The sequence below is a fragment of the Sphingomonas koreensis genome, from assembly GCF_002797435.1.
GTDB classification, from domain to species: Bacteria; Pseudomonadota; Alphaproteobacteria; order Sphingomonadales; family Sphingomonadaceae; genus Sphingomonas; species Sphingomonas koreensis.
Genome location: NZ_PGEN01000001.1, coordinates 2,702,155 through 2,718,490, shown reverse-complemented (window position 1 = coordinate 2,718,490; position 16,336 = coordinate 2,702,155). Strand labels below are relative to the sequence as shown.

General features: G+C 67.1%; 12 protein-coding genes. 10 read left to right on the top strand and 2 right to left on the bottom strand.

What is annotated here, in order from left to right; genetic code table 11:
* The first annotated feature begins 45 nt into the window (after positions 1-45).
* The 6 genes from BDW16_RS12960 to BDW16_RS12935 all read left to right on the top strand — a co-directional run bounded on the left by BDW16_RS12960 (position 46) and on the right by BDW16_RS12935 (position 9,438).
* Positions 46-918, top strand: a complete 873-nt coding sequence (locus tag BDW16_RS12960) for a transketolase (protein WP_083954093.1) — start codon at positions 46-48, stop codon at positions 916-918.
* Positions 918-1,877, top strand: a complete 960-nt coding sequence (locus BDW16_RS12955; protein ID WP_066571946.1) for a transketolase family protein — start codon at positions 918-920, stop codon at positions 1,875-1,877. The genes BDW16_RS12960 and BDW16_RS12955 overlap by 1 nt, the downstream gene beginning before the upstream one ends.
* Positions 1,877-3,367 (top strand): FGGY family carbohydrate kinase, encoded by a 1,491-nt coding sequence (locus BDW16_RS12950; RefSeq protein ID WP_066571948.1) that lies wholly within the window; start codon positions 1,877-1,879, stop codon positions 3,365-3,367. The genes BDW16_RS12955 and BDW16_RS12950 overlap by 1 nt, the downstream gene beginning before the upstream one ends.
* A gap of 93 nt (positions 3,368-3,460) precedes the next feature.
* Complete coding sequence (locus BDW16_RS12945; RefSeq protein WP_066571951.1) at positions 3,461-6,499, top strand: TonB-dependent receptor plug domain-containing protein; 3,039 nt, start codon at positions 3,461-3,463, stop codon at positions 6,497-6,499.
* A 117-nt stretch (positions 6,500-6,616) separates the two neighbouring features.
* A complete protein-coding gene (locus BDW16_RS12940; protein WP_066571954.1) occupies positions 6,617-7,867 on the top strand; it encodes an MFS transporter in 1,251 nt (416 codons plus the stop codon).
* Positions 7,864-9,438: a DUF5060 domain-containing protein gene (locus BDW16_RS12935; RefSeq protein ID WP_066571956.1), complete on the top strand. Its 1,575-nt coding sequence runs from the start codon at positions 7,864-7,866 to the stop codon at positions 9,436-9,438. Before BDW16_RS12940 ends, BDW16_RS12935 begins: the two co-directional genes overlap by 4 nt.
* Before the next feature lie 74 nt (positions 9,439-9,512).
* On the opposite strand, the gene BDW16_RS12930 is transcribed toward BDW16_RS12935, so the two are convergent.
* Entirely contained in the window at positions 9,513-10,592 is a 1,080-nt protein-coding gene (locus tag BDW16_RS12930; protein WP_241230549.1) for a GNAT family N-acetyltransferase, read from the bottom strand.
* Between the two features lie 93 nt (positions 10,593-10,685).
* Here BDW16_RS12930 and BDW16_RS12925 point away from each other — a divergent pair, with 93 nt between their 5' ends.
* The 4 genes from BDW16_RS12925 to BDW16_RS12910 all read left to right on the top strand — a co-directional run bounded on the left by BDW16_RS12925 (position 10,686) and on the right by BDW16_RS12910 (position 15,074).
* Complete coding sequence (locus BDW16_RS12925) at positions 10,686-11,135, top strand: DUF2721 domain-containing protein (protein WP_066571964.1); 450 nt, start codon at positions 10,686-10,688, stop codon at positions 11,133-11,135.
* A 239-nt stretch (positions 11,136-11,374) separates the two neighbouring features.
* Positions 11,375-11,920 (top strand): RNA polymerase sigma factor, encoded by a 546-nt coding sequence (locus BDW16_RS12920; protein ID WP_066571966.1) that lies wholly within the window; start codon positions 11,375-11,377, stop codon positions 11,918-11,920.
* Positions 11,921-12,036: 116 nt separating this feature from the next.
* Entirely contained in the window at positions 12,037-13,773 is a 1,737-nt protein-coding gene (locus BDW16_RS12915; RefSeq protein WP_083954094.1) for a vWA domain-containing protein, read from the top strand.
* A gap of 161 nt (positions 13,774-13,934) precedes the next feature.
* A complete protein-coding gene (locus tag BDW16_RS12910) occupies positions 13,935-15,074 on the top strand; it encodes a tetratricopeptide repeat protein (RefSeq protein WP_066571967.1) in 1,140 nt (379 codons plus the stop codon).
* Here BDW16_RS12910 and BDW16_RS12905 read toward each other — a convergent pair.
* Complete coding sequence (locus BDW16_RS12905) at positions 15,053-16,324, bottom strand: MFS transporter (RefSeq protein WP_083954095.1); 1,272 nt, start codon at positions 16,322-16,324, stop codon at positions 15,053-15,055. The genes BDW16_RS12910 and BDW16_RS12905 overlap by 22 nt on opposite strands.
* Between the last annotated feature and the right edge of the window lie 12 nt (positions 16,325-16,336).

The window sequence follows — 16,336 nt, the reverse complement described above, 5'->3', positions numbered from 1 at the left end:
TTGCGTTCGGTTTCAACATCCGCTATCCGGCGGGCAGGAGAGGATATGAACAGAGTTGGGCTCGAGAGCCGGAATAACGACACGTACACGCTGGAAACACGTGCTGCGTACGTCCGCGCGCGCGCCAATTGGATGCGCCGCCGCCTGCTCCGGATGATCGTCGATGCCGGTCAGGGCCATCCCGGCGGCGACCTTTCGTCTGCAGACATCCTCGCCACGCTTTATTTCGACATTCTTCGTATCGAAGGGTCCTCCCCTACCGCCCCGGACCGTGACCGTTTCGTGATGAGCAAGGGTCACTGCACCGGCGCCCTGTACACGGCGCTGGCCGGGGCGGGTTTCTTCGAAGAGGAAGAACTCGAAACCTACCTCAAGCCCGAATCGCGGCTGAACGGCCACCCCAACCGCACCTATCTGCCCGGGGTAGAGACCAATACCGGTCCGCTCGGCCACGGGCTTCCGGTCGCCGTCGGCATCGCCGTAGCGGGTCAGATCGACAAGGCGGACTATCGCGTTTTCGCGCTCACCGGCGATGGCGAGCTGCAGGAAGGCAGCATGTGGGAAGCGGCGATGTTCGCCGGCCACCGCGGCCTCGGCAACCTCACCGTGATCGTCGATCGCAACCGGCTCCAGCAGGGGGCCGGGACCGAGGATACCAACAGCCTCGAGCCGCTCGCCGACAAATGGCGCGCCTTCGGCTGGGACGTCGCGGGGGTCGATGGCCATGACCACGCCGCACTGCTCGAAACCTTCGACCGCGCCGCGCAGCCGCGCTCCAAGCCGCTGGTCGTCATCGCCGACACGCATAAGGGCCAGGGCGTCAGCTTCATGCGCGATCAGGCCGGCTGGCACCACGGCGTGCCCAATCCCGAACAATATGCCCAGGCGATCGCCGAACTCGAAGCGGAGATGAACTGATGGCCGCCGCAGCACCCGCCGCCGGCATGTTCGACTGCCGCGACGCCTATGTCCGCACCGTCGAGGAACTCGCCGCCAATGACAGCCGCATCGTCGCAGTGGTCAATGACTCGGTCGGTTCATCCAAGCTCGGCAAGTTTCGCGAGCGTTTTCCGGATCGCCTGATCAATGTCGGCATCGCCGAACAGAATATGGTCGGCGTCGGCGCTGGCCTCGCCAATGGCGGCAAGATCCCGTTCGTCAGTGGCGCGGGCTGCTTCCTCACCGCGCGCGCGATGGAGCAGATCAAGGCCGACTGCGCATACAGCCAGCAGAATGTGAAGCTGTGCGGCATCTCCTCGGGCGTCGCCTATGGCGAGCTCGGAGCGACGCACCACAGCATCGAGGACGTCGCCTGGCTGCGCGCGATCGACAAGCTGACGGTGATCGTCCCCGCCGACCCGTGGGAGACCGCCGAGGCGATCCGCGCCGCGGCCGCGTATGACGGGCCGGTCTATATCAAGATCAGCCGCATGCCCGTGCCCGCACTGGACCGCCCCGAAGGCGCGGCCTTCGCGATCGGCAGGGGTGAGGTGCTGCGCGAGGGCGGCGACATCGCCATCGTCGTCAACGGCACGCTGGTCCACCACGCGCTGGCCGCAGCGCAAACGCTCGCCGCCGAGGGCATTGCCGCGCGGGTCATCAATATGGCGACCGTGTCGCCGCTGGATACCGATCTGATCGCCGCCGCGGCGCAGATCGGGGCGATCGTCACCGCCGAGGAAGGACTTGCGCAAGGCGGCCTTGGCGGCGCGATCGCCGAACATTGCGCGCAGCATGATCCGGTGCCGATGCGGATGCTGGGCTTCCCCGGCTTCCTGCCGACCGGTTCGGCAGCGTGGCTGATGGAACGCTACGGCCTGTCCGCCACCGGCATCGTCGCCGCCGCGCGCGAGTTGCTGGGCACAAGGGCCGCCTGATGTCCGGCCCGGCCATCCTTGCCATCGATCAGGGCACGACCAACACCAAGGCGCTGCTGGTGGCGGCTGATGGTTCGGTGGTGATTTCGCGCTCGCGGTCGATGCAGGTGACCTATCCGCAGCCGGGCTGGGCCGAGCAATCGGCGTCGGACATCTGGGAAGCGGTCGCCGCGCTGATCGCCGAGCTCGTCGCCGCCGCGCCCGACGCACAGATCGCCGCGCTCGCCATCTCCAACCAGCGCGAGACGGTGGTGCTGTGGGAAGCGGACACCGGCCGGCCGGTCGCACCGGCGGTGATCTGGCAATGCGCGCGCTCGGCCGAACGTTGCGCCGACCTGCGCGCCGCAGGGCTCGAGGACGCGATCGTCGCGCGCAGCGGACTCGGTATCGATCCGCTCTTCCCCGCCGCCAAGATCGGCTGGCTGCTCGACACGATCCCCGGCGCCCGCGACCGCGCGAACGCGGGCGAGATCAAATGCGGCACGATCGACAGCTGGCTGTTGTGGAACCTGACGGGCGGCAAGGTCCATGCGACCGATCACAGCAACGCGTCACGCACCCAACTGTTCAACCTCGACACGCTCGATTGGGATGCGGAGCTTGCCCGCATCTTCGACGTACCGCTCGCCATCCTGCCGCGCATCGCGCCGTCGGACGGCGGCTTCGGCACGGTCGCGCCCGGCCTCACCGCGCTGCCCGCGGGCACGCCGGTTCAGGTGCTGCTCGGCGACAGCCACGCCGCGCTGTTCGCGCACGGCATCCTCGCGCCCGGCCGAGTCAAGGCGACGATCGGTACCGGCAGCTCGCTGATGGCCGCCACCGCCGGACGCGTGCGCTCATCGCACGGCCTCTCCAGCACGATCGCATGGAGCCGCACCGGCACCGGCGCGCAGCACGCGATCGAGGGCAATATCTCGGTCTCCGGCCATGCCGCGGCCTTCGCCACTGCCCTGCTCGGCCTCGCCGATGAGCAGGCACTCACCGATCTCGCGGCCAGCGTCGAGAGCAGCGAGGGCGTGGTCTTCGTCCCCGCGCTCGCCGGCCTCGGCGCGCCGCACTGGCAGACCGGCGCGCGCGGTACGATCAGCGGCATGACGCTCGCCACGCGCCCCGCCCATGTCGCGCGTGCGACGCTCGAGGCCATCGCACTTCAGATCGGCGACGTGCTCGACGCGATCGCCGCCGACCTCGGCATCGATTTGCCCGAGCTTTCGATCGACGGCGGCGCGGCGCGCAACGCGCTGCTCGCACAACTGCTCGCCGATCTCACCGGCCGCACCATCGTCCGCCCCGAGATCGCCGAGGCCAGCGCGCTCGGCGTCGCGCGCATGGCGGCCGATGCGCTGGGCCTTGCGGATTCAGGCGCGATGGCCGCCGCGGACCGGTTCGAGCCGAAGCTCGCGGAAGACGCACGCGAGGCGATCCGCGGCAACTGGCGCGAGAGCATCGCCGACGCCGTCATGCGGGCGAACCGCGCACCGCCCGGCTGAGACCGGGACAAACACCGACAGAGAGGCGGAACACCGCCCGGTGAGTTGGGCCGAACCCAGGCCCGTTTGCAAAACAAGGGAAGGAGTGGGGAAATGAAAGTTGCAGTTCTCAATGCATCGCGCAGGACGCGCAATGTGCTGCTGATGACCGGCGCGAGCGCCATTACGCTGCTCGCCGCCACTGCCGCGCAGGCGCAGGATTCCGCGCCGGCAAGCCAACCCGCCGCGGAGGCCGAGCAGGAAGTCGTCGTCACGGGCAGCCGCATCGCGTCGCCCGCGCTGACGTCGCCAAGCCCGCTTCAAGTGGTAACCGCCGAAGCGCTGGAGAATCAGGGCGTGGTCAACGTCCAGGAAGCGCTGCAGCAGAACCCCGCTGTCGGCATTCCCGGCCAGAGCCGCACCACCAATGGCGCGAGCACCAACCCCGGCCTCGCCACCGTCAACCTGCGCAACCTCGGCGCCGACCGCACGCTGGTGCTGATCGACGGCCGCCGCTCGGTCGCAGGTGTCCCCGGCACGGCGCAGGTCGACCTGTCGATGATCCCGACCCCGTTCATCGAGCGCGTCGACGTGCTGACCGGCGGCGCGTCGGCCGTGTACGGCTCGGATGCCGTCGCGGGTGTGGTCAACTTCATCTACAAGAAGAAGTACGAAGGCCTTCAGCTGAACATCCAGGGCGGCATTTCCGAGCGCGGCGACGATCGCCAGTTCGCCGTCAACGCCACCTATGGCGCGAACTTCGCCGACGGCCGCGGCAACATCATGGTCTATGGCGGCTATGTGAACGAGGGCGTGGTCGAGAATGACGGGCGCGACTTCTCACGCCTCGACTATACCAGCCTTGGCACCACCCAGCGCGTCGCGGGCAACAGCGCGAACAACCTGACCGCCGCGCAGAACCTGTTCACGCCCTTCTACAACCCGTCGAACGTCGGCGCGGGCGGCGTGTTCGTCATCGGCAGCCAGACCAACCGCATCATCAACGCCGACGGCACCTTCCGCGCCTACAATGCGGCAACCGACGGCTATAACCGCGAGCAGTACAAGCTGCTCGCCGCACCATCGGAGCGCTACACCTTTGCCGCGCGCGTCAATTTCGATGTGAGCGACGCAGTCAACGTCTTTTCGGAAGTCACGTACACCAACGTGCTCACCAAGGGACGGATGGAAGCCTCCCCGATGCGCACCGACAGCGCGCTCGGCGCCTTCCCCGGCAATGGCGGTTTCTACCCGATTGAGTTCCTGGTCGCGAACCCGACCAACGCCGCCGATGTGCGCCGCCTCGCCAACCCGCTGGTGCCCGCCGCGGTGTTCGCCGCAGCGACCAACCGCAACGTCAACGACGCGATCGCATCGAAGGATCTGAGCTTCCTGCTTCGCACGACGATGTTCGACGGCGGCACCCGCACCATCCCGACCGAGCGCGACAATTTCCGCGTGGTGCTGGGCGGCACGGTCGACCTGGGCAGCAGCTGGAAGTTCGACGCCTATTACCAGTACGGCTTCACCAAGCAGAACCAGTCGATGAGCGGCCTGGCCAATCTGTACAACCTCGCCGAGGCGCTACAGGCGATCCCCGACGTCTTCGACTACAACAACAACGGCAATTTCACCGAAGCGGTCTGCGTCAACGCCTCGGCGCGCGCGCAGGGCTGCGTTCCGATCAACGTCTATGGCCTGAACGCCGACGGCTCGTCGAAGATTTCGGCCGATGCGATCAAGTACATCAAGACCAGCCTGAGCCGCTATTCCAAGCAGCAGATGCACGTCGCCGCCGCCAACCTGACCGGCACGCTGTTCCAGCTTCCCGCCGGTCCGGTTCAGGTCGCGGTGGGCGCCGAGTACCGCAAGGAGGAAAGCCGCGACATCTTCGACCCGCTGACCAACCAGGCGCGCAACGGCTATGTCCAGCTGACCGACACCGCGGGCAAGTTCGACGTCAAGGAAGCCTATGGCGAAATCGTCGTTCCGCTGCTGTCCGACACGCCGTTCTTCGAGAACCTGACGCTGCGCGCGGCGGGCCGCATGTCCGACTATTCGACCGTCGGCACTTTCTATGCCTGGAACGTGGGCGGCGAATGGTCGCCTATCGAGGACATCCGCTTCCGCGCCGTCTATGCGCATGCGACCCGCGCGCCAAACATCGGCGAGCTGTTCGCGGCGCCGGCCGCCGGCATCATCTCGATCACCGACCCGTGCCAGGGCATCACGCTGACGACCACGGGCACGCTGGCCGACAATTGCCGGGCGGTTCCGGGCATCCTCGCCAACATCCAGGCGAACGGATCGTTCACGCTGACCCAGGCGGATCTGGCAGGCGTCGGCGGCCTCACCGCCAACAATCCGAACATCCAGGAAGAAACCGGCAAGACGCTGACGCTGGGCGCGGTGATCAACCCGCGTTCGATCAACGCGCTGCGCAACCTGACGATCACCGTCGACTATTTCGACATCAAGCTGGAGAACGCGATCAGCCGCGTGGCTGCCGCGACCGTGCTCAACAAATGCTATCGCGAGGGGCTGCCGGAATTCTGCCAGTTCGTCACCCGGCGTGCGGGCGCGTCGGGCGCGTACAGCACCGGTTCGGTCGAGCAGGTGGTTCGCGCGCTGGTCAACAGCGGCGGTTCGTTCAGCCGCGGCCTCGACTTCACGCTGAACTACAAGCATGAGGTCGCGGGCGGCACCGCCAGCCTGTCGGCGGCGTGGACGCACCTGCTCAAGAACGGCTTCAGCGCGCTGACCGGCGATCCCTATGACAACACGATGGGCGAGCTCGGCACGCCGCGCGACGCGGTGACCGCGGGCATCGGCTGGGAGAACGACAAGTTCGGCTTCAACGTCAGCGCCGAATATATCGCGCCGCAGGTGCTGGACTATGAGAACTTCCAGACGCTCTATCGCCTGGCGGACGGGTCGGTGCCCGACGAGAAGTATTTCCGCATCGGATCGAAGATCTACACCGACATGCAGGTCCGCTACACCGGGCTCGAGCATTTCGAATTCTATCTCGGCGTGAAGAACCTGTTCGATGTCGAGCGCCCGCCCGTCTGGGGCGGCCTGCCCGGCCCCGTCAACGGCGTGTACGACGTGATCGGCCGCCGCTTCTACACCGGCGCCCGCATCAAGTTCTGACGAAGTACCCCTTGGACAGGGGAGGCCGCGCGCCTCCCCTGTCGCTCTGTTTTCGGATTACCGTCGAGGCCGCGACGGAGACATAACGGTCAGCCACTAGCCCTGGAGACATAGAATATGAGCAGTGCATCTGCCGATCGGGAGGACTGGAAGAACACGATCCTTGCCGGACTCGCCAATTACATCGATGCCGGGTCGATCGTCGCGGGCGCCGTCGCGCTGGCGCTGTGGAAGAAGGAATACGGCCTCGACGACAGCCTGCTGGGGCTGATCGCCGCGTTCGGGCCCAATGCGATCGCGGCGGGGATCGGCGCGCTGATCGGGGGGCGGCTGTGCGACCTGCTCGGGCGCAAGAAGATCTACCAGTACGATATGCTCTTCTACGCGTTCGGCATGCTGTGGCTGGTGTTCGCGATGAACGCGTGGATGGTCATCATCGGCTTCTTCCTGGTCGGCCTCGCCGTCGGCGCGGACATTCCCGCCAGCTGGTCGCTGATCGCGGAAATGGCACCCGACAAGAAGCGCGGCAAGCATAGCGGCGTGGCGCAATTGCTCTGGTATCTCGGCCCGGTCGTCGTGCTGGTGATGGCGCTGGTGCTCGACAAGCTCGGCCTGCTCGGCGTGCGCATCATCTTCGCCCACCTCGCCATCCTTGCCATCGCGCTCACCTTCCTGCGCTCGAAGATGCAGGAATCGCAGCGCTGGGTGGAGGCGCAGAAGAGCGGGGAAACCGCACAGCGCGGCCGCTGGCAGGACCTGTTCACCCGCCAGCATATCGGATCGATGGCGTTCCTGGCGGGCACCTATCTGTTCTGGAATCTGTGGGCCGGCACCAACGGCTTCTTCTTTCCCTATATCCTGAGCACCGTCGGCAGCCAGACCCAGGTGGTGTCGGTCGCGGTCCAGACACTGAGCTTCCTGCTTGGCATGGCGTCGATCTTCTTCATCTTCATGAAGCTGGCCGACCGGGTGAACCAGCGGCTGCTGTTCGGCATCTCGGCCGTCACGCAGGTGATCGGCATGGCGCTGCTCGCGATCTTCCCGCTGACGCTGCCGGTGGCGATCATCCACGTCTTCCTGATGTCGGTCGGCGGCGGCTTCGGCGCACAGAGCTTCTTCCAGCTGTGGAGCTCGGAGATGTTCCCGACGGCGCTGCGCGCCACGGCGCAGGGCGTCATGTTCGCGATCGTGCGTATCGTGCTCGGCGTGTTCAGCTTCTTCGTGCCCGCGCTGGTCGCGACCGGCTTCCACACGCTTGCCTGGATCCTGGTCGGCTTCCTAGCGATCAGCGGCGTGATCGGCTTCGTCTGGGCGCCGCGCAACGAGGGCAAGTCGCTCGAGCAGCTCGACGCGGAGCGCGCGGCATGAGCGTGTCGCGTCGCAATATCCTGAAGTCCGGCCTCATCGCCGCCGGTGCCGCCGCGACCCCTGCCTTCGGGCAGGGCACGGCACGCACCGAACGCTGGGGCGTGCACGAACTGGTCTTCGAAGGGCCGCAGACCGGCAATCCGTTCGACGACGTCCGGATCGCCGCGGTGTTCAAGGGCGCGGGGCGCACGATCCGCGTCCCCGGCTTCTACGACGGCAAGGGCGTCTATCGTATCCGCTTCAGCCCGCCCGAACTGGGTCGCTGGAGCTGGGAGACCGAGAGCAGCGCGAGCGAGATGGCGCACAAGCGCGGCAGCTTCGACTGCGTCGCCCCGTCGGCGGGCAATCACGGCCCGGTGCGGGTGACACAGGACGGCTATCACTTCGCCTATGCCGACGGCACGCCGTTCCGGCAGATCGGCACGACCTGCTACAGCTGGGCACTCCAGTCCGATGCCAAATGCGCTCAGACGCTGGAAACGCTCAGGACCGCGCCGTTCAACAAGCTGCGGATGCTGGTCACGCCGAACGTCGAATCGGTCGCGACCAACCCCTATGTCCGCACCGGCAAGGGACCGCGCGACTGGGACGCGACGCGCTTCGACCCCGATTATTTCCGCCGCTACGAGGATCGCATCGCGAAGCTCGGCGCGCTCGGCATCGAGGCGGACGTCATCCTGTTCCACCCCTATGACGAGAAGCGCGGATACAATGACATGAAGCGGGCGGACGACGAGCGCTTCGTCCGCTACTGCGCGGCGCGCTGGGGCGCCTACCGCCATGTCTGGTGGTCGATGGCCAACGAATATGATGCGGTGAAGACCAAGTCGATGGACGACTGGGACCATCTGTTCGAGGTGCTGGTCGCGGCCGACCCGCACGACCGGCTGCGGTCGATCCACCAGATCAACACTTACTACGACCACCGCAAGCCTTGGATCACCCATGCCAGCGTCCAGAACGGCGCGGCGGTGCTCGACGATCTGCGCGCCGAATTGCACCGCGCGATGACGCTCAAGCCCATCATCTTCGACGAGGTGGTCTATGAGGGCAATTCGACCAAGCGCTGGGGCAATCTCGACGGACAGGGGATGGTCGAGCGCTTCTGGTGGGGGCTGATCGGCGGCACTTATGTGGGCCATAGCGAGACCTATGACCCGACCCAGAATGCCGACTTCTCCTGGCTGGGTCAGGGCGGCGTGCTCAAGGGCACCAGCGCCCCGCGCCTCGCCTTTCTGCGCAAGATCATGGAGGACGGCCCCGCCCCTGGCATCGACGCGATCCAGCCCTGGTGGAACTATCATCTGGGCGGCGTGCCGCACGAATATTATCTGAAGTATTTCGGGACCGACACGCCGACCGAGTGGCAGGTCGTCCTCCCCGGCCGCGGCGGCGATCCCAAGAACAGCTTCCGCATCGACATCATCGACACCTGGAACATGACGATCACCCCGATCGAGGGCGTGTTCAGGATGCAGCAGCGCGACGATTACGACGTCCATGACCCCGCCCGGCCGAGCATCAAGCTGCCGGGCAAGCCGTACATCGCGATCCGGCTGGTCAAGGTCTGAAGTTTCACGAGACCCCCTCTCGGGGTGGCTAGACCTGCGGCTGCGGCGATTACTCGCCGCGGCCGCTTTTTTGTCTAGCGCTCGGCATTGCCGCTGCGGCGCCACCAGCCCTTGAGCAGCCGTGCTGCCATCCCCGACATACCCGGCCGCACGAACAGCCAGTCGCGGATCGCCGGTCCGGCTTCGGCGCCGATCGTGCGCTTGTAGCCGCTGTCGCCCGCGCCCCAGTCGACCGTCTCCATCCCGTCGTCGAGCGCGCGGACGAGGTTGCGGTAATAGAGCAATTTGCCGGGCGAGTGTTTCGCGACGCGCGGGTCGTAGCTGTTGGCGATGGCGTATTTGAGCGTGCCCGCGTTGATGTCGAACGAGAAGGCCGCAGGCTCGCCGTCGATCCGCAACAGCGCCGCCCACATCATGTTCGCGATCACCGGATCGGCGGCGGCGGCGCGCCAGAAGCCGCCATGCCCGTCATCGGTGAACTTGGCGTCGCGGCCGTCGGTGCGCGATGCGATCCAGCTCTTGGTCTCGACCGCGGCGAGCGCATCGAAGGCCTCCGCATTCCAGTCCGCACCCGACACGAAGCTCCAGTCGAGTTCGCCATGCTCGGCGAGATGCTTTTCGTGGAAGCGGTTCTTGCGCAGCGTCGAATTGCGCGGCCAGGTTCCCTCGTCGCGCAGCCCCGTCATGTCGAGCAGGAAGCTCTCAGCCACGAACCGGTCGAGCGCGACCCAGCCCCTTGCCGCCGCCGCCGCGCGCAATCCTTCAAGCGCCGGATCGCCGTCATAGACGGGGCCGATGCGCAGCGCCCGCGCCTCGAGCCTGTCGAGCAGCAGTTCGAAGGCGTCGGCATCGGCGTCGGATGCGACCGGGAAGCTGCGGAAGGGCCAGTAGCAGCCGGGCACCGCCTGCATGCCGAGAAAGCCCGGCCCCTTGCGCACCAGCGGCACTGCGAGAATGGGTACGCCTTCGCGCGCCACCGTCAGCGTCCGGGCCGAGCCGCCATAGGCGGCGAGCGCCGCGGCGAACCAGCCATAGCGCAGGAACCGGTGCGTCGGCGCGGCATGATCCGCCACAAGATCGAGCGCGCTGGACAGGCCATCCCCGATGCTCACGGTGAGCAGCGGAGGCAAACGGGTGAACTCGGCGAGGGGCATCGGCCTTGTCATAGCACGCGCGATACTGGGAATCCGTTACCAATGGGTGCAAGTCGGCTTGGCGGAAACGCCCCGCAATCATACAGTCGCGCGATGTCTCCGATGCTCTCGACCGTCGCCGCCACCATCCAGGTCTCGATCGCTCCCGTCTTCCTGCTCGCGGGTATCGCGGGGATCCTCAACGTACTGATCGGCCGCATGGCGCGCGTGGTCGACCGCTCGCGCAAGATCGAGCAGCTTCATCCGGTATCGCAGGGTGCCGAACACGATCGCCACGTCTGGGAGCTGCGGCTGATCGACCGGCGCTTGTCGGTGATCAACAAGTCGATCTGGCTGTGCGTCGCGAGCGCGATCCTGATCTGCCTGGTCGTCGCGCTGATGTTCGGCGCGACGCTGATCCATCTCGACATCGGCGGCGTGGTCGCGGTGACCTTCATCGCGTCGATGCTTCTGCTCACCGCCGGGCTGATCGCCTTCCTGGTCGAGGTGCGACTGTCGCTTCAGGCGGTGCATATCCGCGAGGAGTTGCTCGAACGCGACTAGCGGCGTTCCCACCATAGCGGAGCGCCTTCTCTTCAAACGGGGTGAACCGCAAGCATCTGCACAGCAACCGCGTCGGCAATCTCGGCCCGACCGACCGGTGCAGATGGCCTTGGCTTTGCAAATCGTGCACAATCCCGGCCATGTCGGGGAACGCCGTGGCGCGCGGGTGCGAAAGTCGATGCGGTCGCGCCGCTCTGTGCCGGGCGGCGTCCGGCTGCCGCCGGACTTGCGTATAGGCCATGGCGGATCGAAGCGACGATCCCGATGCCGACCTGCTGGCCGGAGCGCTTGCGGGCGATCGGGAGGCATTCGGCCTGCTGCTCGAGCGCCACTATGACCGGATCCATGGCCTTGCCTGGCAATTGACCGGATCGCGTGCCGATGCCGATGACATCGCCCAGGACGTGTGCTGCGTTCTGGTCGAGCGGATCGGGACCTTCCGCGGCGAGGCCCGGTTCACGACCTGGCTTTGCGGGATCGTATTCAACGCATGCCGCGACCTGCATCGCCGCCGCCGATCGTTCGGCGGCTTCACCCGGCGATTGTCGGTGCTCGCCGGGCTGGCGCGCGGACCGGACGGGCGCGACCTGCACGATGCGATGTGGGTGAAGAGCGCGATCGCCGGTCTGCCCGCGGCGTATCGCGACACGGTCGTGCTGGTCGCGGGACAGCAATTGACCCATGCCGAAGCCGCAGCGATCCTGGGCATCGCCGAAGCGACGGTATCGTGGCGGATGCACGAGGTGCGGCGAATGCTTGCCGGCCGGCCGGATGCCGGCATCTGAAACGCGCGAATCCGGCGTCCGAAAAATATTCGAGATTCGTACCCAAGGATTTCCCGGCGCTGCGCGTCGAAGGGGGATGCGGACGATGATGCCCGCTGCAACCAAGGGAGAAAGTCATGCCCCGTTTGCCCCAGGTGATCGCGACCGGGCTCGCGCTGGCGCTCGTCGCATCGTGCGCCGGCCCGAGATCGGACAAACCGATATCGTCGGCGGCGGATGCCGCGCAGGAATCCGGAAAGGCGGAGGCCGCGGAGGTCGTCGTGACGGCCGCGCATCTCGGCCGCTCCGAGCCGGACCGGAGGGTGGCGCTCGCCTCTCCGCCGCCGGCACCGCCGCCGCCGCCATCCGTCGTGATGACGGCGAGCCGTGTTTCCCGCTCGTGGAACGAGCCCCGGATCAGCCGTCCCTATTATCAGGATGTCGGACGCGACAAGTTCACCGCGACCGAACAGAATGCCTTCAAGATCGTCCGCGAAGCGCCGGTCTCCACCTTCTCGCTGGATGTCGATACCGCATCCTATTCCTTCGTCCGCGCATCGCTGAACCAGAATATGCTGCCGCAACCCGCGGCGGTGCGGACCGAGGAACTGGTCAACTATTTCCCCTATGACTACGCCCCGGCCCGCGCCGCGAACCAGCCGTTCAGCACGCATGTGGCGGTGTTCCCGAGCCCCTGGTCGCCCGGCCGCCAGCTCGTCCGGATCGGCGTCAAGGGCTTCAAGATCGATCATGCGACGCGGCCGCGCGCAAACCTCGTCTTCCTGGTCGATACTTCGGGTTCGATGAACGCGCCCAACAAGCTTCCGCTGGTCAAACAATCGCTGGCGATGCTGCTCGATCAACTCGACGGCGGCGATAGCGTGGCGATCGTCACCTATGCCGGCACCGCGGGCACCGCGCTCGAGCCGACGCCGGCGCGCCGCAAGGACAAGATCCTGGCCGTGATCGATCGGCTCGGTGCCGGAGGCAGCACCGCCGGCGCCGAGGGCATCCGCCAGGCCTATGCGCTCGCCGCGCAGAATTTCGATCCGAAGGGCGTGAACCGGGTGATCCTGGCGACCGACGGTGATTTCAACGTCGGTATCACCGACCAGAACGAGCTCAAGGGCTTTGTCGAGCGCGAGCGCGGCAAGGGCGTGTTCCTGTCGGTGCTCGGCTTTGGCATGGGCAACTATAATGACGCGCTGATGCAGACGCTGGCGCAGAACGGCAATGGCGCCGCCGCCTATATCGATACCGTGAGCGAGGCGCGGAAAACGCTGGTCGACGAAGCCACTTCGACCCTGTTCCCGATCGCCAAGGATGTGAAGATCCAGGTCGAGTTCAATCCCCGGACCGTCGCCGAATACCGGCTGATCGGCTATGAGACGCGGCTGCTCAACCGCGACGATTTCGACAATGACAAGGTCGATGCCGGCGATGTCGGGTCGGGCCAGACGGTGACCGCGATCTACGAGATCGTGCCGGTCGGCGGACCGCGCACGAGCAGCGATTCGCGCTATGCGCAGGCCATGCCGGCGGCCGCGGGGCTCGCCAGCGAACTGGGCTTCGTCAAGATCCGGTACAAGCTGCCCAAGTCGGACACGAGCCGGCTGATATCGACCCCGATCGATCAGCGGGTGCGGTTCGCTCGGTTCGAACAGGCGCCGGAGGACGCGCGATTCGCGGTTGCGGTCGCAGGCTTTGCCGAACTGCTCCGCGGCGGCCGCCACAATGGGAAGCTGACCTTCGACGACGTGATCCGCATGGCAGGAGGCGCGCGCGGCCCGGACGAGTTCGGCTATCGCTCCGAGTTCCTCCAGCTGGTGCGCGCCGCGAAGACCGCCCGTTCGATGGCAGCGCTCGAACAATGAGGAAAGACAGGGTGCCGCCGCCCGTGGCACCCTGTCGCCAACCCGCTTGCCTTGCGATGGTCTTTCGACCGGGCAGCGATTGCCGCTATAGGTCGATCATGGCCGTCCCCAGCCTTGATCCTGTCCCCGGTCCCTGCGCGCGCGCCGGGCGGGAGGCCTGAATGGGCGACGAGGGCCTTTCCGGCCTGCTCCCCAAGGCGCCGCCGCCGCGCCCGGCCCGGCGCGAGGCTGCGATCGCGGCAGCGATGCGGCGGTTCGACGGCATCGCCGACGCACCGGCCGAACCGCAGCATATGCCTGCCCGGCCGCCATTGTGGAAATCGCGCTGGGGGCAGGCCGGCGCCTTCGCCTCGATCCTGCTCGTCGCGATGATCACCGTCCCGATTGCGCTGGAGACGCCGCCCCGCACCCCGCCCGCCCCGCGATCGCAAGCCCCGGTCGCCGAGCGCGTGGCGAAGGCGGACCCGCGCGCAGATTCCCCACAGGCCCCGGGGCCGGCGCGCCCGGCGAAACCGCCTGCTGCAACCCCGGACGCTCCTTCCGCACCCGCGACGCGTGGGGCAGGCGCTTCGCCCCCCGCGGCCGACACGGCCACGGCCAGCAGCGAAACCGCGCAACCTGAGATGCTGGCCTCCCGGCTCGAGCGGGCGCCGTCACCCCGCCTCGCCCCGCCGGCCCCTCCGCCTCCGGCCGCTCCTCCACCGCCGATGGCCGAGGCGCGTACAGACACACCCTCGATCGTTGCGACGGCCGGGCGGACGCCGCGTCCTGCCATGGAAGCCGCAGCCCCCTTGAGCATGGCCGAGAAGACCGAGGCAACCGACGAAGGCGTTGTGGTCACCGGAGCACGGCTGCCCCGCTCACGCGCAGCTTCGCGCCGCGGCGACTGGAATGCCTGTACCGTGCACGACCCCATGCAGCGCCTGAGCGGCTGCAAGCATCTCGTAAACCCGGCCGCAAAGGGAGATGCGGGCATCGCCGCGGCCCGGCTCGCCGATGGGCTGGCACTGGCATGGCAGGGGGAGTGGGACGCCGCGGTCCGGGCGTTCGACCAGGCGATCGCGCTCGAACCTAAGCGCGCCTTCGCCTATCTCAACCGCGGGCTCTCTTATCAGCGCAACGGCGAGCTGACGCGTGCCGCCGCCGATCTCGATCTGGCGGTGCGCCATGCCCCCCATGCCGCGCGCGGCTATTACTATCGAAGCCTCCTCCGGCGGCAGCAGGGGGACATTCGCGGGGCGGAGGCCGACGCCGCGCGCGCCGTGGAGCGCGACCCGCGCTACGAAACGGTGCTCGACTGAACCTCTGCGTCGCGCGGTTTGCGCCCTTCGAATGACGGCAGCAGGATCGTGGCAAGGCCGAGCAAGGGCAGATAGGCGCAGAACTTATACACCCAGACGATGCCGTTGAGGTCCGCGAGCTGACCGAGGCCCGCCGCCCCGACCCCGCTGATCCCGAACATCAGGCCGAACATCAGCCCCGACACCAGCCCGACCCGGCCGGGGACGAGCTCCTGAGCATAGACGACCAGCGCGGCGAATGCCGATGACATGATGAGGCCGATCAGGATGGCGAAACCTGCCGTCCAGAACAGATTGGCATGGGGCAGGACCATCGCGAAGGGGGCGACTCCCAGGAACGACGCCCAGATCACGGCCTTGCGCCCGATCCGGTCGCCGACGGGTCCCCCCGCAAAGGTGCCCACGGCGACCGCGGCGAGGAAGCAGAAGAGGTAGAATTGCGATTCGCGCGCGGTCAGCTCGAACCGCTCGATGAGGTAGAAGGTGAAGTAGTTGGTGAACGCGCCGATATAGATGAACTTGGCGAACATCAGGATGCCGATCGCGGAGAGCGCACGGACGATTTCACGGCGGCTGTGCGGCGACGCGGTGGAGATCGCCGCCGTGCCGGTCTGCGCCAGGCTATGGCGCACGCGCCACCGGGTGACGCCGAACAGGACCCAGATCGCCGCGATCGCCGCGAAGGCGAGCCAGCCCACCGAAGTCTGCCCGAACGGCAGGACGATCGCCGATGCGATGATGGGCCCGAGTGCGGAACCGGTGTTCCCGCCGACCTGAAAGGCAGACTGCGCCGTCCCGAAGCGGCCGCCCGACGCCATCCGGGCGACTCGCGACGCCTCGGGATGGAAGGTCGCCGAACCGACGCCGATCACGGCGGACGCGAGGATCAGCGCGGCGTAGCTTCCGGCAATCGCCAGCCCGCCGATCCCGGCAAGGGTGACGACCATTCCGAGCGGCAGCAGATAGGGCAGCGGCCGCTTGTCGGTGTAGAGGCCGATCCACGGCTGGAGCAGCGAGGCCGTGAACTGGTAGACCAAAGCGATCCAGCCGATCTGTCCGAAGCTCAGCCGGTACTTCTCCTTCAGCATCGGATAGATGGCCGGGAGCACCGCCTGGATGAGATCGTTGAGAAGGTGCGCAACCGCGACCGCGCCGACGATCTGCACCACCAGCTTCGATCCGTCGGGTCGGGACATCGCCGGCGGGGCGATATCGGGGGAGGCGATCAGGCTGGCGGTGGACTGGGTCACGACGGGGTCTTT